Origin of the sequence: Moraxella sp. FZFQ2102 (assembly GCF_024137865.1) — a bacterium.
Taxonomy (GTDB): domain Bacteria; phylum Pseudomonadota; class Gammaproteobacteria; order Pseudomonadales; family Moraxellaceae; genus Moraxella.
Window position 1 is genome coordinate 421,481 of sequence record NZ_CP099960.1, and the last position, 20,079, is coordinate 441,559.

A 20,079-nucleotide genomic window follows, 5' to 3' on the forward strand; every position below is an offset into this window, starting at 1 on the left:
TACATCCAAATCATGCAAGCCACCCAAAGCGACTGATGGGTCATGTTTTGGGTTTGATTTGTATTTATTTTAAGTATTTGATAAGATAAATCATTCAATCTACCGTATTTTGAACATTTTATGAAAACTTTATCTGACTATCTGTTTAATTTCGCCAATTTGCGGTGCTCGCCATCCAAGCTTGGTGTAGCACCCCATAAGCCAATTTTATTGCTCGCCGTCATTGATTTATTTGAAAAAGAATTAGTCAGCGGTGCTTATATTGAGATTTCATCAGCACTTGAACACGCCTTTAGCTGGCAGTGGGATAATTATGTCAAATCAGCACACCAAAAACGGTTGGCAACACCTTTTTATCATCTAAGCAACGAAGGTTTTTGGACATTGGATACCCATCCAAATTTTGATGAAATAATGAAAAATAAATCAACCATCGGCAGCCTAAATCAGCTCAAAACACTGGTTTATGGTGCTATTTTGGATGATGAATTAGCACGGTTATTATCAGACGATGATAGTCGCACTCGCCTAAAAGACTGTTTAATCCAAACCTATTTTGCCGATTAATCAACAAAAAAAGACTGGAAAATACCCAGTCTTTTGCTTAAAGCAGTTCGGCTCAATCAAACACCACTGTTTTACCACCATCGATGATGATGCGGTCTTCTAAATGCCATTTCACTGCGCGCGCCAAGACATCGCGCTCAATATCACGACCCAATTCACGCAGATCAGTCACGCTATAGGCATGGCTCACGCGCTCGACACCCTGCTCGATGATCGGACCTTGATCAAGCTCACTTGTCACATAATGCGCGGTCGCACCGATAAGCTTCACGCCTTTTTCGAATGCTTGCTTATAAGGATTTGCACCGACGAATGCAGGCAAGAACGAGTGATGAATATTAATAATCCGCCCCTGCCACTGATCGACAAAGCTCGGGCTTAAAATCTGCATATAGCGCGCCAGCACCAGCAGATCATTATCCTTCATCACTTCATGGATCTTAGCATAAGCATCTTCTTTATTGTCCTTATGCACAGGAATGTGGATGAACTCGATACCAAATGACTCCACCGACGCGCGCAGATCTTCATGATTGGACACCACTTGGGTGATTTGACACGGTAGCGCGCCACGACTGTATCGCCATAGCAGCTCAAGCATGGCATGGTCTTCTTTAGAGACCAAAATACCGACTTTTTTCAGATCTTTTTGGCAATTTAGTTGCCAAGTCATCTGATATTTTTCGGCGACATTGGCAGCAAAAGTCGCCATCATCGCATCTTTTTTCAGCGCCAAGCCATCCAAATGAAACTCAACGCGCATAAAATACTTGCCACCATAAGCTTCTGTAGTATGTTGATCCAGCGAAATGATATTCGCCCCTTGGTGGTACAAAAAGCCCGATACCGCCTGCACGATACCCGACTGATCTTCACAAGTTACCAATAGGCGCGCAACTTCGCTTTCACAACCTTCACAATTACTCATAATTTTACTCTTCTTGTTTGATACTCATAAAAAAGACAACTAAGTATAAGCTTAATTGTCTTTTTTTTACAGCAAAGATTTGTTACTATGCTTCAGATTAACCCAAAATAGATTAGCCCAAAATCAAGCTGTCATCTTCAACTTTCTCACCACGCGTTTTTTCAAACATATTCAGCAAATCCTGCACCGTCATGCCGCGGCGATCATCGCCCGAGACATCAAGCACCACTTGACCTTGGTGCAGCATCACTGTGCGCGTGCCATGGGTCAAAGCCTGCTGCATCGAGTGCGTAACCATCATCGTGGTAAGCTTACCTTCACCGACGATTTTATCAGTCAGCTCAAGCACGAACGCGGCAGTTTTTGGGTCAAGTGCGGCGGTATGCTCATCAAGCAATAGGATTTTTGATGGTTGTAAACTTGCCATCAACAAACTCACCGCCTGACGCTGACCACCCGATAACAGACCCATGCGGTCGGTTAGGCGATTTTCTAGTCCCAATTTTAAGATGGCAAGCTTTTCGCGAAATAGCTCACGGTTTTTACTATTTAAAGCACTGCTCAAACCGCGCGCACCGCCACGCTTGAATGCCAATGCCATGTTCTCTTCGATGGTCAAAGCTTCACAAGTGCCTGCCATCGGATCTTGGAATACGCGCGCCACTTGCTTAGCACGCTTATGGGTGTCTTGGCGTGTGACATCCTGACCGTTAATCTTGATCGTGCCACTATCGACACGCACCGCACCACTAATGGCGTTCAAAAAAGTCGATTTACCCGCGCCATTCGTACCGATGACAGTGACAAATTCACCATCAGCGATAGACAGCGACAGACCGCGCAAGGCAGGGTTTTCGATCGGCGTACCTGGGTTGAAAGTCAGGCGTAAATCAGTTGCTTGTAACATCATACTCCCCTTATGCCTTTTTTGAGATCAATTTGGCTTTGAACTTCGGCAGCATCAAGACGATGACCACAAGCAAAGCGGTGACAAGATTTAGGTCTTGTGATTTAAAGCCTATGCCGCGCAGCAGCTCACTAGACAGCGCGATTTGGATGAATAAACGATACAAAATCGCACCGATAATCACCGCCAAAGTCATCCAAAAAATCCGCTTGGCAGAAATGACCGCTTCACCGATAATCACCGCAGCCAAACCAATGACAATCGTACCGATACCCATCGAGACATCAGCAAAGCCTTGGGTCTGGACAAATAGCGCACCTGATAGTGCAATCAGACCGTTTGAAATCGCCATACCAAGAATAATCACCCATGGGGTATTGATGCCTTGAGCCTGTGCCATGCGTAGGTTTGAGCCTGTGGCGCGCATCGCAAGACCTGTCTCAGTACTAAAGAACCAGTCCAGGGCAAGCTTAACCAAAACCACCACGCCTGCGACCACCGCCACACGCACCCAAAAGCCATTACCACCATCAATAAACGGCGTAAATACCGTCGGCTGACCAAGCAGCGGTAAGTTTGGCGCATCCATGATGCGAAGGTTCACTGAATATAGCGCGGTCATCATCAAGATACCTGCAAGTAGGTGTAAAATGCCCAATTTGACATGCAGCCACGCGGTCATCATCCCTGCCGCCATACCTGCCATCATACCAAAAATACACGCGACCCAAGGGTTGATACCTGCGACGATCGCCACACCTGCCACAGCACCACCCAAAGGGAAACTGCCGTCAGCGGTCAAATCAGGAAAATCCAAAATACGAAACGAAATCAGCACGCCAAGTGCCATCAGGGCATAAATCAAGCCGCTTTCCAACGCCCCGAATAACGCAATCAAAGTCATGGGCAATACTCGCCATTAGATACAAAATGCCTATTATAACAAAATCCATGTCATGATAGAAACAAAAAAAGAATACAACCAATGCAAAAATCCGCTGATCAGAACTTATCAATTTGGCAGACTATAAAACAAACCCAAGCCATCAACTGCCTTGGGTTTGAGTTTATGCTTGGTATGCCAAACCGACACACCAAGCTGCATTGATCTTAAGTTTTATAAGCTTACTCAACCACTTTGGCAGCACGATCTAGCACAGCCTGTGGCAAGGTTACGCCTTGCTCTTCAGCGTGCTTTTTGCTGACATATAGGTCAAGATTTTGTGAAACATACACAGGGATAGCGTCTGGCTTTTCACCTTTTAGCACTTTACCGATGATCTTGCCTGCTTCTTTGCCAAGATCGGTATAGTTCACACCCAATGCCGCCACAGAACCACGCTCAACAGTACTGGTATCACCTGAAATCAATGGAATCTTCGCTTGTTTTGCCACTTGGTACAAAGCTTCGTACGCATTGACGACATTATTATCCGTCGAAGTATAAATCACATCAACTTTACCCACCAAAGCATTTGCCGCTTGGGTGATGTCGCTTGATTTTGGTGCTGGTGATTCGATGACATTGATGCCAAGCGGTGCTAATTTTTCTTTTAGATTTTTTAGCACGATGGTTGAATTGACTTCACCTGGGCTATAGACATAGCCGACATTTTTGACATTCGGGATCAGTTCGCGAATCAGATCAATTTGTGGCTCGTATGGTAGCAAATCTGATGCGCCTGTGATGTTGTTGCCTGATTTTTCCATACTAGCAACAAGCTTAGCTTCCACAGGATCGGTCACAGCTGAGAATACCACTGGAATATCCGTCGTCGCTGCTGCCACTGCTTGTGCTGATGGCGTGGCGATGGCGTAGATAAGATCAGGTTTATCCGCGACGAACTGCTTGGCGATCTGACCTGCTGTCGCCATGTTGCCTTGGGCTGATTGGAAAGTTACCTTTAGGTTTTCGCCTTCTTTAAAGCCGTCAGCCGCAAGCTGCTCAAGTGCGCCCGTGCGTGCCGCGTCCAATGCTGGATGCTCAACGATGGCTGTGATAGCAATGGTCTTGCTCTCGGTGCTGGCAGCAGCTGCACTATCAGCAGGCTTATCGCCACCACACGCGGTCAATGCCATCGCTGCAAGGCTTGCCCAAAGGGTTGTTTTCAAAAACTTCATTGTCATCCCAAAACTCCTTAACATAAAAACGGTCGTAAAATCAACGCACAAGCCCTGATTATTGGGGAGATGTGCTTATGTTGGCAGTTTATCACAATCAATTTTGGCGAACAAGCAATTTTATGGACTTTTTAGCAATTTTTGATGGCTTGGGATGGGTGTGTTAAATTAGGTGTAAATCTGATGGTTTTGGCAAGCAAATCATCAAGTGCGGTTTTCTTATCAATAAGATCGCCGATGTGTTAATTTGCCAAGATTTTTATAAAATTATATTATTAAAATCAGTATCTTATGATAAATTGGTGTGCAGGGGATATACCCTACAGTATTGGTGGTTATTATTATTTTTTGCCTTTCGTAAGCCAAAATAAAAGACTTGCAGCAGTTACTACAAGCCTTTGATTTTTATCAAGAAAATTTGGTAGGCCCAGCAGGGCTCGAACCTGCGACCAAAGGATTATGAGTCCTCTGCTCTAACCGACTGAGCTATAGGCCCAAATTAAGCGCGTATTATACCCAAAGTGCCAAGTTTAGTAAAGCCCAAAAACCATTTAGTAATTACTGCTATTGTGCGAATCTAACTTGATGCTATACATCATCCTTATCCAGATTGACAAGCACGCGCTTTAAGACCGATTGATGAAAATCTTTTGGCATGGGTACGGCTTGATAATCATCCTTTTTCATACGCTCAAGTGTATCGATTAATTTGGCATTGATCATTTCGCGGTAATTTTGCTTAGCCTTTCTTGCCATCGCATAGCTACTTTACATGGGCGAAAAATCATCATTTTTCAGTGCATATCCCATAAGCCCACCTTATTGATTGCTCTTAAAATTTTTCTAAGATTTAGTATAGCACACTTTTATGGTGCAATATCAAGGCGTTTAAACATTGATAGCATCCGCTACAATTTATAAACCATTTGGCAAATTACGCCCGCTTAATCCTAAGCGCATTAAGCACCACCGCAAGGCTTGATAAGCTCATACCAATCGCCGCAAGCCACGGCGGTACATAGCCAAACGCCGCAGGCAGCAGCACCGCAGTATTATAAATCAATGCCCAGCGCAGATTTTGGCGGATGATGCGTTGGGATTTGCTTGAGATTTCGATCGCGCGCACGATGGACTGTAGCCGCCCACCAAGCAACACGCTATCGCTTGAGACTTGCGCAAGGTCTGCCGCGCCTGCGATGGAAGTTGAGACATTCGCCGCTGCCAAAACAGGCGCATCATTGATGCCATCACCGACCATCAGCACGGTTTTGCCTTGTTCTTGTAAGCGCTTGATATGATTGACTTTATCTTCTGGGGTCAGCCCATAATACGCATCATCAATGCCAAGATCCGCCGCCACTTTGAGCGCATTGGCATTAGGATCGCCCGTGAGCATCAGCGGTGTGATGCCAAGATTTTGAAGATTTTTAATCATCGCTTTGGCATCAGCTCTAAGCGCATCATTAAAATAAAACCGCGCGATAACCTGCCAGTTGCCATCGATATATTGGGATAATAGCACCGACATATTCGCCTGATATTCACCCAGATTTTCGGCAAATTGCCCAAGCGCATCCGCCGTGCCATCAGTCATCTGCCCATCGGTCACAAAGCTGATATGCCCAACACGATGCCGCACACCATCAATCACAGCTTCGATGCCGCCTGCCGTATGATGCACTACATCACTCACCGCAGGCAGATGCAGCCCGTGCGCCGCCGTCAGCAGTGCTTTAGCAACAGGATGACGACTGCCAATCTCAAGCGCAGCCGCTCTTGCCAGCACCACTTGCTTTGGCAAATCAGTGATGACGGATAATAAATTTGCCTGCCCTGTGGTCAGTGTGCCTGTCTTATCAAATGCCACATGGCTAACACTTGAGAGCGTCTGCACCGTATGACCGCGCGTGGAGAGAAAGCCAAAGCTTGCTAAGCGATTGGTCGCAACCGTCAAAGCAATCGGTGTAGCAAGCGACAAGGCACACGGACAAGTCGCCACCAGTACCGCCACCGTCGCCCACAGCGCTTCGTTTTTGTCAATGAACCACCACACCGCAAAGACCAAGAGCGCAAGCACCAACACACGCGCGACAAACCATCGTGCCATGCGATCGGCATCTTGGGCGATTTTTGGCTTTTCGCTCATCGCGCGATTCATCAAGCGGTCAATCAGTGCGATTTGGCTATTATCCACATCCGCTGTCACAAGCATCACAAATGGCTGAGAGTCATTTTGCGAACCGCCAACCATTTGATCGCCGATATTTTTGACGATCAAATCGCTTTCGCCTGTTAATAAGCTTTGTGATACGGTCGCGGTATTGGACAACAAAATTCCATCAGCAACGATTTGGCTACCAGCATCAATAGCAATGATATCACCGACTTTTACGCTTTGGGCTAGGATTTTATCATCGCTGATATTTTTCGATTGAGAAGATAAATTAATTAGTTTAACTTCATCATCGTGGGCATTTTGCCAATTTTTAATAAATGCTTGATCAAGTTTACCTGCATGAAAAGCAGTGATCAGACTTGGATCATCGGGCAGTTTTTGTACCAAAGTTGGCTCGATGACGACCAAATCTGCCGCCATATTAGATGCTTTTAGCCGTGCGTTTTGTTCGATATAACGCCCCGCCAACAAGAAGAAAATAAACATCGCCACCGAATCAAAATAAGTCTCACCACCGCCAATCAGCGTGGCGTACAGACTGGCAGCAAAGGTCAAAATCAGCGCGATAGAAACAGGCACATCCATGTTAATTTGGCGCGCACGAATGGCATAAAACGCTGACACAAAAAACGGCACAGCTGCATAAAAAAACACAGGAATACTGACAAACAGCGACACATAACGCAGAAAATCCCGATGCTCAATCAGCATACCGCTGTACTCACCAAAGTACATCCCGATCGAGAACATCATCGCCTGCATCGCCCCTAAGGCCGCGATACCAAGACGGATGAGCATTTTTTTGTTTTGTCGCTTGAGCATCGCTTCGTGCGTGTCTTGGCGGTAGGGCTTGGCATCATAGCCGACTGAATGCACCGCCTTTAAAATCTCACTGATCGGCAGCACGCTATCGTCCCAATTGACACGCATCCGCTGCTGAGTTAGGTTCACTTGACAGTCTTTTACCCCATCCATTGCACGCAGCCGCGTCTCGATCAGCCATGTACAGGCAGAGCATTTCAGATTTGCCACCGATAACTCTGCCGTGCTGCCGCCACTTTCGGCATAGACGAACTGCCCCTTGATGTCATCATGGTCATAAGCGGTGAAATTGATGGCATCAGGCAGGCTTGCCGTTGGGCTGATCTCGCGGCGATCTAGGTAATACTGCGACAGACCTGCTTCGACGATGCTTTGGCTTGCAAGCTGACAACCTAGGCAGCACATCGCACGCGGCTTATCAAACACCAGGGTGAAAAACGGCTCTTTGGGCAGCACTTCCCCGCAGTGAAAGCAGCTGCCTTCTGGCGGCAGCACAAGGCTTTGTTCGATGGTGTCGGCAGTATCAAAAGACTGGGCAGAACGGTCGGTCATGGCGTGGTTTTGGTCAAGAAAATCAGGGGTATTATAGCATAAGACACACCTAAAGATGATGGCGCACGGTCACATTCCCACACAAAAATCCTACAATTAAGCAAATGCACACCAAAACTTCTGCGGTTTTTTGCTTGAAAAATCAGCAAAATTCGGCGATAGTATGGTTTTTATTTGTTGGGGTGGTGAATCTGTGTCCAAATCTCATCGTGCGATGACGCGCCGTCATGACTCAGGCTTTATTGGGACGATATTAGTCTTGCTGATTTTGGCAGGTATCGCTGCGGTTATGCTGTATGCAGTGTATCTCAACAGTACCGTCGTCTCAAAATTTGAAAGTCGTCGCTGGGACATTCCTGCCACGCTCTACTCACGCCCACTGCAGCTGTATCAAGGCGCAACGCTCAAGCCCAGCGAGCTTGACGCATGGCTAAAACTTTTGCGCTACAGCCAAGGCGCAACCAACAAAACAGGCAGCTACCAAAAATCAGGCAGCGTCTATACCATTCACACACGCGGCTTTGATTATGGCGATCAAGACACCGACACCAAACAGCTGATCGTCGTCACCATCAAAGACGATCAAATCACCAGCCTAAAAAGCACCGTGCCAAGCCCCACAGGTATGGTACGCCTTGAGCCTGTCAAGCTTGGCGGCATCTATCCTGACAGCAATAAAGATCGCCAACTGCTCAAATCTGACCAAATGCCACAGCCTTTGATCGATGCGCTGATCGCCACCGAAGATCGCGGATTTTATCAGCATTATGGTATCTCAGTGCGTGGCATCAGTCGTGCCATCGTCGCCAATGTCACCGGTCAGCCCATGCAAGGCGGCTCGACGATTACCCAGCAGCTTGTTAAGAATTTCTACCTAAACTCTGAGCGCACCTTGAAGCGCAAAGTCAATGAAGCGATCATGGCGATGCTCTTAGAAGCGCGCTATGACAAGCAAGAGATTTTATTGGCTTATTTAAACGAAATTAACCTTGGGCAAAATGGCAATCATTCGGTCAATGGCTTTGGGATTGCGTCACAGTTTTATTTTGATAAACCATTGAGCGAATTAAGCCTAGATCAATACGCGCTGTTGGTCGGTATCGCCAAAGGTCCAAGCTATTATAATCCGCGCAAAAATCCTGATCGCGCGCTTGAACGGCGTAATGTCGTGCTCAAAAATATGCTGAACACAGGCAAAATCGATCAAGCCACTTATGAGAAAAATATCAAAAAACCACTCGGCGTGGTAAAAACCCCAGCGATTGCCAAGCCAAGATTTCCTGATTTTCTCGACGCGGTGCAAAGAGAGCTAAAAGCCTATTATCGTCAAGAAGATCTACAAAATCGTGGACTGCGCATCATCTCAACACTCGATCCGATCGCCCAACAAGCCGCCGATAATGCCATGGCAGAACAGCTGTCCGCTCTGCGTAAAAAAGGCAACGCCACCAAAAACCTTCAAGGCGCATTGGTCAGTGCCAATCCGCGCACAGGTGAGCTTGTGGCTTTGGTCGGGTCGGGTGCAGAATTTACAGGGTTTAACCGCGCCATCGATGCCAAACGCCAAGTCGGTTCACTGCTTAAGCCTGTGATTTATCTGACTGCCCTACAGTCTGGGCGTTATAATCTAACTACCCCTGTCAATGACAGCCAAGTCACCTACCAAGTCGGTGGCAGCACTTGGACACCGAAAAATTATGGCGGCGTCTCGCACGGCAGCACGCCATTATTGAGTGCGCTTGCCAACTCGTACAACCAAGCAGCGGTGAATGTCGGCATCGAATTTGGCATGAATGCCTTTAAGGCGCAGATGGCGAACTTGTCGATCACCACTGAGATTCCGCCCTATCCATCGGTGATGCTTGGCGCAATCGATCTATCCCCCATGCAGATGCTTGGGATGTATCAAATCTTTGCCAATGGCGGCGCTTACACGCCGATCCACACAGTACGCAGTGTGATCGATGATAAAAGCCGCGTGCTACAGCGCAGCCAAGTACAACACCAGTTCCGCGCACCACCACAAGCGGTATATCTGCTGAACCGCGGACTACAAGAAGTCGTGCGCTCAGGCACTGCCAAAGCCGCCAATAGCATCAATGGCAATCTGGGCTTGGCAGGTAAAACAGGTACAACCAACGATGCGCGCGATGCGTGGTTCGCTGGCTACAGCGGTAATTATGTCAGCGTCGTCTGGGTCGGTCGTGATGATAATAAACCGATCGGTCTGACAGGCGGTACGGGCGCGCTGCCGATTTGGACAGCGTATATGAAACGCCTAAGTCTAAGCCCTGTCGCACTCTCACAGCCTGCGGGTGTCAGCTGGCAGTGGATGGATAGCACAACAGGCGTGATGTCGGATCAATACTGTGCAGGCGCGATGTGGCTGCCGATCATCGATGCCTATCGCCCAAGTCAGATGAGTGCGTGTGCCGCCGACATTATCTATCAGGCGCAAATACAAGCGCAAATGCAGTCACTTGGCGATAATCTGGTGGATATGGGCGGTTACTATATCGAGGGCGAACCATTATACACACCTGAGCCTGAGATACCGCCGACAGATGACTACATCATCGATGACTATATCGAACAATCAATGTCAAATAGCCAAGATGGGTATTGATTGTTACTCATCATGGTGATTGGCTTTACAAATTAACGCTTAAAATTCGCTTAATTTCGCCAAAGTTTAATGATTAACTCAAACCATCAGATAGCATGATGCTCTAAAAACTGCGCCAGTACCATCTTTTGGTCATCGATGTGCGTGGTATTGATGCCAAATGCCTGTGTTAATAACTCAAACAGCTCATCGACCGTGCCTATGTCATGGCTTTGGCTTGGCTGTCCGATCTGGTGGCGACGATAGCGGGTATTGAGTAGGCTATGTCTCACGCCCTGTGGCTCGATGCGAGATACCATCAGCCGTGTGCGAAATGGCGATGATGGATGCGTTGATACGAACCAATTACCCATCTCAAGCAGCGGCTGATCAGCTGGCGTCAAATCAAAAGCATACAGCATCTGCCATTGTCCCTTTATCTGTACCGACAGCACCCATCGATCCCCAAAAGCTGTGAGCCGATACTCGCCGTGTGGCGTCGTCTGTATGCTGTCAAATTCCAGCTTCAAAGGCGCGGTCGGCACCTGCCCACCAAAGCCCACATCCACTAGATAAGCTGCCCCATCTACCACCACCTTTAATAAAGTATGTGTGCGTGCTTTTGGGGTGGCTGGATTGTTTTCATGTACGATATAGCCTGTCAGCGTCACTGCATCGAAGCCTAGTGCCACGAGTGCTTGACGCAGCAGTTCATTTTGTTCATAGCAATAGCCGCCACGGCGCTCGATCACCAGCTTTTGATAGATGGCGGCAGGGTCGATGTCCACTGTCTCATGCAGCACCGTCGATAGGCTTTGAAAGGGATAGCGGCACAGATGCATCAGCTGCAGGCGTGACAGCGTTGTTAAGTTTGCACCATTTTTTTGAATATCTGATGGCGTGATGTCCAGTGTTGTTAGATAATGATCCAGCTGTGATTTAGTTAGCATAGTAACTCCTTGTTTGTTTCATTTGTCTGATGGGATAATATTCACATCAATTATAACCAGTCATCTACCCATCACTCAAGCACCCACTGCTGCCGCTGTGGTCATTGATATTCATAAATCTTCATCATTTATTAAGCTTGCGATCTTTGTTATAATACATATACTCATTTATTTTTTAGGATCTGCTATGTCTTGGCAACAACTTCACCTACAATGCCCCCAATCTGCCGTCGAGCTTGCCGAAGCTTTATTTTATGAATTGGGCGCAGTCTCAATTTTGCTTGAAGATGCAGGCGACGAGCCACTGTTTGAGCCATTACCGGGTGAAGAACCGCTGTGGCAAGATGTCATCATCACTGCGATTTTTGACACCAATAGCGATGACAGCTTTGCAGGCACGGACTTTGAGAGCCTAGCCAGTGAAGTCGCTACCGAAGTGGATGCCACGCGTTTTTGGCTGACACGCCTAGATGATAAGGACTGGACACGCGAATGGATGACTTATTACAAGCCAATCAAATGTGCGGGCAATCTATGGATTGTCCCCGAATGGCTTGAGACACCTGACCCTGATGCGATCAATCTAATCTTAGACCCCGGTCTTGCCTTTGGTACAGGTTATCATGCGACCACGCGCCTGTGCTTGGACTGGCTGTCTGAGCAGGATTTGACCGATAAGCTTGTGATTGATTATGGCTGCGGCTCGGGTATTTTGGGCGTGGCGGCGTTGCTACTTGGCGCGCGTCAAGTCTTGGCAGTCGATATCGACCCACAAGCGGTACTTGCCACACGCCAAAATGCCGCATTGAACGGCGTTGAAGATAAGCTTATTGCCTTCTTGCCTGATGAATTTATCAGCTATCGCAATGCGCATAATGAGCTGTGCGACACCATCACCGCCAACATTCTTGCCAAGCCACTGATTCACTTTGCCCCGACTTTTAGCGAGCTACTTAAAGATGGCGGCAGCATCGTGCTGGCAGGTCTGATCGAGAACCAAACCCAAGATGTCATCGATGCCTATGCGCCATATTTTGAACTGGATGCGCCATATGCTTATGACAATGCCGAAGATCATCACTGGAATCGCCTAAGCGGTCGCAAGTGCTGAGAAAGGTTGTGTCTTTACAAAGCTACTACACGCCATAACACAAAAATCATAGGCAGCACTCAGATGGTTTGTTAATATAAAATGGTAAATTCACTATTTGATATTGATGGCACGATTTGGTTTCACCCAAGAACAATGAGCGATGAGCGATGAGTAGTAAGCACCCGACGGACACCACCCCGCTACACCTTCATGTTGAGCGCGCTGTGCAGCGTTATTTTGAAGGGCTTGAAGGCGAAGACACTGACAATCTTTATAATATTTTTTTGGCAGAATTGGAGCGCCCTTTACTCGCGACCACGCTCAAATACGCACGCGGCAACCAATCAAAAACCGCGCAGCTATTGGGTCTAAACCGTGGCACGCTGCGCACTAAGCTTAAAGCACATGGCTTGCTATGATTGTATAGCATTGTTATTACCCAAAGCATCATCCGCTTTGGGTTTTTTATGCTCAAATAAATTTGAAATGCGATTGCAATAAGGAAAATAAGCAAAATTACGAAGCGAGTTTAACTTAAGTATTATTTCAAACCAGATAAACCACATCATCAAAAATTACAAAATTTTCACCAATTTCCCTTTATAAACGCTGTAATAACTGGTATCATTTTGTTTTTAAATTGTAAATGAGCCTTTGGCGTAATTTGCATGATTTACTTAATAACCATTTAAAGGTGATTTATGAGTTCAAAGCGTTTTGCCTTGTTGTCGGTCTCTGATAAAGCAGGGATTGTTGAATTTGCCAAGGGCTTGGTTGAGTCTGGTTTTGGCATTTTGTCCACTGGTGGTACTTTTAAGCTACTCAAAGACAGCGGCATCGATGCCATCGAAGTCTCAGCGCACACTGGCTTTAGCGAGATGATGGATGGCCGAGTCAAGACGCTACACCCAAAAATCCACGGCGGCATCCTAGGTCGTCGCGGCACAGATGATGCAATCATGGCAGAGCATGGCATCGACCGTATCGACATCGTCGCGGTGAATCTATATCCATTTGCCGCGACCGTCGCCAAAGCAGATGTCACCATGAGCGACGCCATCGAAAATATCGACATCGGCGGCCCTGCAATGGTGCGCTCTGCTGCCAAAAACCACGCCCATGTCGGCATCATCACCAACCCAGCTGACTATGATCGCGTGCTAAATGAACTAAAAGCAGGCGGCAATCTAAGCTTTGCGACGCGTTTTGATCTGGCAGTCAAAGCCTTTGAACACACCGCTGCCTATGATGGCATGATCGCAAGCTGGCTGGGCGCGCGCCTACCAACCGACGATAACGCACAGCCAAGCGATGATGCGACAGCAAATACCCTATTCCCACGCACTTTCAACAGCCAATTCATCAAAGCCCAAGACCTGCGCTATGGCGAAAACCCGCACCAATCAGCGGCATTCTATGTAGAAAGCAGCGCAAAAGAAGCATCCGTCTCGACCGCCAAGCAGCTACAAGGCAAAGAGCTGTCGTACAACAACATCGCCGATACCGATGCTGCGCTTGAGTGCGTCAAATCATTTGCCAAGCCTGCGTGTGTCATCGTCAAGCACGCCAACCCATGCGGTGTGGCAGTCTCACTAGATGGTATCTTGGATGCGTACAATCTTGCCTACGCTACCGATCCTGAGTCAGCATTCGGCGGCATCATCGCCTTCAACCGTGAGCTGGATGTCGAGACCGCCAAAGCCATCGTTGAGCGTCAATTTGTCGAAGTCATCATTGCACCAAGCATTGCCGATGGCGTGCTTGAAGTCACCGGCGCCAAGAAAAATGTCCGTGTCCTAGTCTGCGGCAAGCTACCTGCCATCGATGAGCGTGCCAGCCAGTTTGACTTCAAGCGTGTCAATGGCGGCCTACTTGTCCAAGACCAAGACCTAGGTATGATCACCAAAGACGACCTAAAAGTCGTCACCGACAAAGCACCAACAGAAGCTGAGCTTGATGATTTGATCTTTGCTTGGAAAGTGGCAAAATATGTCAAATCAAACGCCATCGTCTATGCCAAAAACCGCCAAACCATCGGTGTGGGTGCAGGTCAGATGAGCCGAGTCAACTCTGCTCGTATCGCTGCCATCAAGGCTGAACACGCAGGTCTGGTGGTCGAAGGCGCTGTAATGGCATCGGATGCGTTCTTCCCATTCCGTGATGGTATCGACAATGCCGCTGCCGCTGGCATCAAGTGCATCATCCAGCCAGGTGGCTCAATGCGTGATGATGAAGTCATCGCCGCTGCCAATGAGCATGGCATTGCGATGGTATTTACCGGTATGCGTCATTTCCGTCATTGATTGGATGATCTTTATGATAAGCACAGCCTTAGGGTTGTGCTTATTTTTTTACATCGGATAAGCCGATAAATTAAACCAAATTTTATATAAATAATAATTATAATAACAAAAAGTTAATAATGAAACGACAAAGCGAATGATTTTTCATTTGACGAAACTGCTTGATTTTTCTACCATTATGGCAGAATCATCACAATCAGGGATTTGATATGAGTACCACTTACCAAGCTCACACGCCAGATGCGTCAGGATTTATCCAATACAGCGATGATGAGCATGCCATTTGGCATGACTTATTTGTCCGTCAGCAGTCGAGTATCATTGGCAAGGCTTGCCAAGATTATCTTGATGGTCTGGATAAGCTTGCTCTGCCAACCACACAGATTCCACAGCTTGCCGACATTGACCGAATATTACAGCAGACGACAGGCTTTGCTACGGCTGCAGTGCCTGCACTGATTTCATTTTCCAAATTCTTTGGGCTACTTGCTGATCAAAAATTCCCCGTAGCGACCTTTATCCGCACTCGTGAAGATTTTGACTACATCCAAGAGCCTGATATTTTTCATGAAATTGTCGGGCATTGTCCGCTATTGACCCACCCTGCCTTTGCTAAATTCACCCATACCTACGGCAAGCTTGGGCTAAAATCAGATAAGGCGACACGAGTATTTTTGGCACGCTTGTATTGGTTCACGATGGAATTTGGATTGATTGATACCACGGAAGGACTGCGTATCTATGGTGGCGGTATCTTAAGCTCGCCAGCTGAGACCGAATATGCACTATCAGGCAAGCCTGAATATCGACCATTTAATCTCAATGATATTTTGCGTACGCCCTATCGGATCGATAAGATACAGCCGATTTATTATGTGATTGAGTCGCCTGATGTGCTGTTTGATCTCGACGAAGCCACGCTACTGACTGCCATCGCCCAAGCACAGCGCGATGGACTGTATGAGATGCACCCAAGTTTGATTGATTAATTGGTTTAATATTAATTGTAAAGTTTAATAAATTTAAATTTAAATTTAGAAAGGATAAACCCATGACTACTCCACTAAAAGACCAAGCCTGTGAAGTCTGCCGCCTAGATGCGCCATTGGTATGTGATGATCAGCTGCCGAGTCTGCTTAAGCAAATCCCCACTTGGCAGATGGTGACCATCAATGATGTCAAACGCTTAACCAAAGTGTTTAAATTTAAAAACTTCAAACAAGCACTGGCGTTCGCCAATCGCGTCGGCGACATCGGCGAAACAGCAGGTCATCACCCTGCGCTACTGGTCGAATGGGGTAAGGTCACCGTCAGCTGGTGGTCGCATGAAGCAGGTGGCTTGCATAAGAATGATTTTATCCTAGCTGCACGGACAGATGATGCGGTGGATAGCTAAGTACTTTTCTTTTAATCCTTAAAAAAACAAACCCCAAATCATACAGACTTGGGGTTGTTTTTTTAATCATCACTGCTGAGCTTTTAGTGCGTCTTCATTGATGATTACTTCACTGGTGTCTTTAAGATAGCGCAGATAGTCCTTGAGCTGATCATCACCGATGTTCTCACGCAGTAGCAGTGCCGTACGCGCACGATCGGCAGGGCTCAGCTGCGATTCTGAGATCTCTTCGACAGGACCGCCGACGATGATACTTGCACCGTCTGCAGTCTGTACCGCCCAAACATCATTACCATCTGCCGACTTGTGCAAGAACAGGCTTGCTGACTCTTGGGCGCTAAGTGTCGGTGTCAGACGCGTCACCTTGCCACGATTATTCGCCGCAGTCATCAGGCGTGATGCACCGTCTGCTTTGGCATCCGCGGCTTGTTTTTGAGCATCTGCATAGGCAAGCTCAGTGGCTTTTTGCTTAGCAAGCACTGTCTTGATCTGCGGTGTGGCTTCAGCAAGGCTCAATGCACGCGATGTTTGATGATTGGTCGGCTGTACCCAGATGTTCTTCTCGCCAACTGTGATATTGGCACTCACGCCTTGATCAGCAATGGTGAACTCATCGAACGCCGCTGCGATCACCACAGGCTGAGACAGTGCAGTTTGGTTATTGATGCGTGGATATGCCTTGATGCTCTTGGCTTCCACGCCTACTTCTTTGGCGATGTCAGCGATACCGACGCCATCTGTCGCCAGTGCATTGATACGCGCTGATAGGTCGGCAAATGCCGCTTCGCGCTTATAAGTCGCCGCACGATTGATCAGCTCATCACGCAAACTCTCTAAGCTTGGCGCATTGCTATTCACTGCCGTGATCTTGAAAATCTGCGTACCGAACGATGTCTTGACTGGAGCAGACACCTGACCTGCGCCCAAGCCATTCAACGCCTGCTCTACTGCAGCTGCGTCCTGACCGAACACCGATGGGTTGAAGCTACCGATATTACCGCCAGTCTCACCGCTTGGATCTTGTGAATATTGCTTGGCAAGTGCTTCAAACGACTCGCCAGCATCTAGCTTAGCCTTGATCTCGGCAGCTGTCTTGTCCGCATCGCCGCCAGTCAGCAAGATCTGCGCAAGCTCACGCCCATCGCTGATGCCTTTTTCTTTCAGATAGCTTGCGTACTGCGCGCGGATCTCATCTTCGGTCGGCGTATCAATTTTTAGAGTCTGTGGATCAAGCTCAAGATAAGTCAAATCCACCGTTTCAGGGCTGACCAGCGTGTCTTTATTTTCATTAAAATACGCGTCAATCTGCGCATTGGTGATCTGCACTTGATCAACATAATCCTGCCAGTTCAGACGCTGCACCCACACTTCACGCGTCTCGCGCTGCAGATCAAGCAAGTGCGATACTTGGCTGTTCGGATAGATCGCTGTGCCTAGAATGCTTGCGTTCAGCTGACGCAGGCTCAGCTGCAGGCGAAATGTCTGAAATAGTGTGTCTTTGGTCATGCCACGCTGCTGCAAAAACTGCGCAAATAGATCGTTAGAAAACTGACCATTGGCATCTTGGAAACTGGCGTCTTGCTGCAACAGGCGCGTGATCGTCTCATCCGATACCGTCATGCCCAGTGCGATCGATTGATTTTCAAGCAAAGCGCGATTGACCATATTATCCAGCACCTGCTTAGCAAGCGCATCTTCATTAATCATGCTCGCATCGATCTGCTGCATCAACTCAGCGCGCAGTGCATTGACTTCCGCCTGATAAGTACTCAGATCTACCACCTGATCGCCAACTTTGATCAGCTGATTGGGCTGAATCTCAGCACCGCCAAAAGTGCCCTGCACGCCCAAAAATGCCATCGGAATCAAAGTACCCACCAAAATCAGCTTGCCCGGCCAACTTTGTAGGAATTTACGCATATTTTCCATAGTTATTGCAACTTTATCACATTAAGATCAAATTAAGATTAAAAACCTTACTATGATACGCTACTTTGAGCATTTTCTCAAAGCTCTTTTTGTATCAAATCGCCTTTGTCGGCTATTTTATTGTATATCAACGGTAAAAACCGCCCAAATCAATGACTTGAGCGGTCCATAAAAGCGTGCGGTAAAATTAGTTTACTGCGTCTTTTAGCGTTTTACCTGCTTTGAAGCTTGGTGCTTTGCTTGCAGCGATTTCTAGCGTTTCGCCAGTTTTTGGGTTACGGCCAGTGCGAGCAGCACGCTTTTTGACGCTGAAAGTACCAAAACCAACCAATACCACATCGTCGCCGCGTTGTAGTGCGCCAGTTACGCTGTCAGTGAATGCATTCAATGCTTTAGCAGCTTGTTCTTTGGTTAGGCCAGCGCTTTGAGCGATGCTATCTACAAGTTGTGTCTTATTCATGGGGGGTATCCTCGTGGTATTACAAAATCATCATAAAGTTGGCATCAAAGCCGTAATGTGTGCATTGTAAGGCGATAGCCACACTTTTACAAGTGTCAAACGCAGTTTTTTGCAAGATTTTTGCAAAAAATGTGTACTTTTTACTCGCATCAAGATATTTTTGTGCAAAAATATCACAGATTTGTTGCAATCGACTAGACAATTACTGCAATTTATAACAAGCTTGGCGATAATAAGCAAGCAAAATTATCAATTTTAACGAAAAAAATGTAAAAAAACCGCTGAATTTTGTGCAATTTTACAGTATGATGGGGTATTTTATCGCTAGTGATGGCTTGACGGTCAATTTTAAGACAACAAACCAACCATAGAGCACACACCACCATGAGCGATTTGACAAGATTGATAGGATAAGTATGAGTACAGCACACGCACCCAAGCAAACACCCCAAAATGAGTCAGGCGGCGTCATTTCGCGCGGCATTTTAAATGTGCTTTTGGTTTTTATTGAGTCAGCCATCACGCTGATTTTGCGCTTTGACCCAAAATTACGCCAATTGGCTTATCCACTGGCAGAAGCTGGTAAAGTAGTCTGTATTCGCACCTATTTGCCGCACACCAAGATTTATGCTACTTTCGGCTTTCGCGGTGTGCTGCTTGATGATGTCCTGCCTGCCAATAAGCAAGCACCCGATGTCATCATCAATGCTTATAGCTTTCAAATCGCTAATGTGCTGATGAACCACAGCGAGTCAAGCGTCGATGCGCTACAGATTCGCGGTGAAGCCCAAGATGTCCAAGATGTCAAAGCGTTCTTGGTGCGTGTCGGTGTCGGTGGTGCAATCCAAAATCTGATCAATAAGCTCAAAGGCAATCCACAAGACAAACCAACCCCTGAACAAAAAGCAGAGAAACTCGCGGACTATAAAGCCAAAATCGCTGAACAAACCGCACAAATCGATGAGCAGGCACGCGACATCGCCCGCCTAAAAACACAGCTTGCTGAAGCTAATAATAAGCAAAAAGCTATGCTCACTGGCTTGATCATCAGTGCGATCATTGCCATCATCGCGATTGTGCTGCACTTTTTTATTTAATACTTTGTTTATTATTTAATCACAATAAGTTGATTATAATTTATCAAATCCATCGATTGAGTAAATTGATGGATTTTTATTGGCTTTAATCTTGACCTATTTACTCGGAATTATTATAATAGCGACATAAAATTCAACTGTATCCATAACTGGCTAAGCTTTTCTTATAAACA

The 20,079-nt window shown here is 47.0% G+C and carries 16 protein-coding genes, 1 tRNA gene and 1 pseudogene; 8 read left to right on the forward strand and 10 right to left on the reverse strand.

Annotated elements, in window-relative coordinates; genetic code table 11:
- Positions 1-120: 120 nt before the first annotated feature.
- Complete coding sequence (locus tag NGM44_RS01930) at positions 121-567, forward strand: hypothetical protein (protein ID WP_253223999.1); 447 nt, start codon at positions 121-123, stop codon at positions 565-567.
- 52 nt (positions 568-619) lie between these two features.
- Here NGM44_RS01930 and purU read toward each other — a convergent pair whose 3' ends face one another.
- The 7 genes from purU to NGM44_RS01965 all read right to left on the reverse strand — a co-directional run bounded on the left by purU (position 620) and on the right by NGM44_RS01965 (position 8,073).
- A complete protein-coding gene (purU, locus tag NGM44_RS01935) occupies positions 620-1,495 on the reverse strand; it encodes a formyltetrahydrofolate deformylase (protein ID WP_253224000.1) in 876 nt (291 codons plus the stop codon).
- Positions 1,496-1,607: 112 nt separating this feature from the next.
- Positions 1,608-2,402 (reverse strand): ABC transporter ATP-binding protein, encoded by a 795-nt coding sequence (locus tag NGM44_RS01940; RefSeq protein WP_253224600.1) that lies wholly within the window; start codon positions 2,400-2,402, stop codon positions 1,608-1,610.
- Positions 2,403-2,412: 10 nt separating this feature from the next.
- Complete coding sequence (locus NGM44_RS01945) at positions 2,413-3,306, reverse strand: ABC transporter permease (RefSeq protein ID WP_253224001.1); 894 nt, start codon at positions 3,304-3,306, stop codon at positions 2,413-2,415.
- 221 nt (positions 3,307-3,527) lie between these two features.
- Positions 3,528-4,529, reverse strand: a complete 1,002-nt coding sequence (locus tag NGM44_RS01950; protein WP_371923521.1) for an ABC transporter substrate-binding protein — start codon at positions 4,527-4,529, stop codon at positions 3,528-3,530.
- Between the two features lie 413 nt (positions 4,530-4,942).
- Positions 4,943-5,019, reverse strand: a tRNA-Ile gene (locus NGM44_RS01955).
- A 92-nt stretch (positions 5,020-5,111) separates the two neighbouring features.
- Positions 5,112-5,279: a hypothetical protein gene (locus NGM44_RS01960; RefSeq protein WP_253224002.1), complete on the reverse strand. Its 168-nt coding sequence runs from the start codon at positions 5,277-5,279 to the stop codon at positions 5,112-5,114.
- A 178-nt stretch (positions 5,280-5,457) separates the two neighbouring features.
- Entirely contained in the window at positions 5,458-8,073 is a 2,616-nt protein-coding gene (locus NGM44_RS01965) for a heavy metal translocating P-type ATPase (protein WP_253224003.1), read from the reverse strand.
- A gap of 134 nt (positions 8,074-8,207) precedes the next feature.
- Here NGM44_RS01965 and mrcB point away from each other — a divergent pair.
- Positions 8,208-10,699 (forward strand): annotated as a pseudogene (gene mrcB, locus NGM44_RS01970) (penicillin-binding protein 1B).
- Positions 10,700-10,785: 86 nt separating this feature from the next.
- Here the strand turns inward: mrcB and NGM44_RS01975 are convergent.
- Positions 10,786-11,628, reverse strand: coding sequence for an arylamine N-acetyltransferase (locus NGM44_RS01975; RefSeq protein WP_253224005.1), 843 nt, complete (start codon positions 11,626-11,628; stop codon positions 10,786-10,788).
- Between the two features lie 187 nt (positions 11,629-11,815).
- Between NGM44_RS01975 and prmA the strand changes: the two genes are divergently transcribed.
- From prmA to NGM44_RS02000, 5 genes are all read left to right on the forward strand, one after another.
- Positions 11,816-12,739: a 50S ribosomal protein L11 methyltransferase gene (prmA, locus tag NGM44_RS01980; protein WP_253224006.1), complete on the forward strand. Its 924-nt coding sequence runs from the start codon at positions 11,816-11,818 to the stop codon at positions 12,737-12,739.
- 149 nt (positions 12,740-12,888) lie between these two features.
- On the forward strand, positions 12,889-13,140 hold the full coding sequence (locus NGM44_RS01985) for a helix-turn-helix domain-containing protein (protein ID WP_253224007.1): 252 nt from the start codon (positions 12,889-12,891) through the stop codon (positions 13,138-13,140).
- A 282-nt stretch (positions 13,141-13,422) separates the two neighbouring features.
- Entirely contained in the window at positions 13,423-15,024 is a 1,602-nt protein-coding gene (purH, locus tag NGM44_RS01990; protein ID WP_253224008.1) for a bifunctional phosphoribosylaminoimidazolecarboxamide formyltransferase/IMP cyclohydrolase, read from the forward strand.
- A gap of 209 nt (positions 15,025-15,233) precedes the next feature.
- Positions 15,234-16,013, forward strand: coding sequence for a phenylalanine 4-monooxygenase (gene phhA / locus NGM44_RS01995; protein WP_253224009.1), 780 nt, complete (start codon positions 15,234-15,236; stop codon positions 16,011-16,013).
- A gap of 62 nt (positions 16,014-16,075) precedes the next feature.
- On the forward strand, positions 16,076-16,420 hold the full coding sequence (locus tag NGM44_RS02000; RefSeq protein WP_253224010.1) for a 4a-hydroxytetrahydrobiopterin dehydratase: 345 nt from the start codon (positions 16,076-16,078) through the stop codon (positions 16,418-16,420).
- Between the two features lie 69 nt (positions 16,421-16,489).
- Here NGM44_RS02000 and NGM44_RS02005 read toward each other — a convergent pair whose 3' ends face one another.
- Positions 16,490-18,340: a SurA N-terminal domain-containing protein gene (locus tag NGM44_RS02005; protein ID WP_253224011.1), complete on the reverse strand. Its 1,851-nt coding sequence runs from the start codon at positions 18,338-18,340 to the stop codon at positions 16,490-16,492.
- A gap of 196 nt (positions 18,341-18,536) precedes the next feature.
- Positions 18,537-18,809, reverse strand: a complete 273-nt coding sequence (locus NGM44_RS02010) for an HU family DNA-binding protein (protein WP_253224012.1) — start codon at positions 18,807-18,809, stop codon at positions 18,537-18,539.
- Between the two features lie 416 nt (positions 18,810-19,225).
- Here NGM44_RS02010 and NGM44_RS02015 point away from each other — a divergent pair, with 416 nt between their 5' ends.
- Positions 19,226-19,906 carry a hypothetical protein gene (locus NGM44_RS02015; protein ID WP_253224013.1) on the forward strand — a complete coding sequence of 227 codons (681 nt, stop codon included), beginning with the start codon at positions 19,226-19,228 and terminating at the stop codon, positions 19,904-19,906.
- The last annotated feature ends 173 nt before the right edge of the window (positions 19,907-20,079 follow it).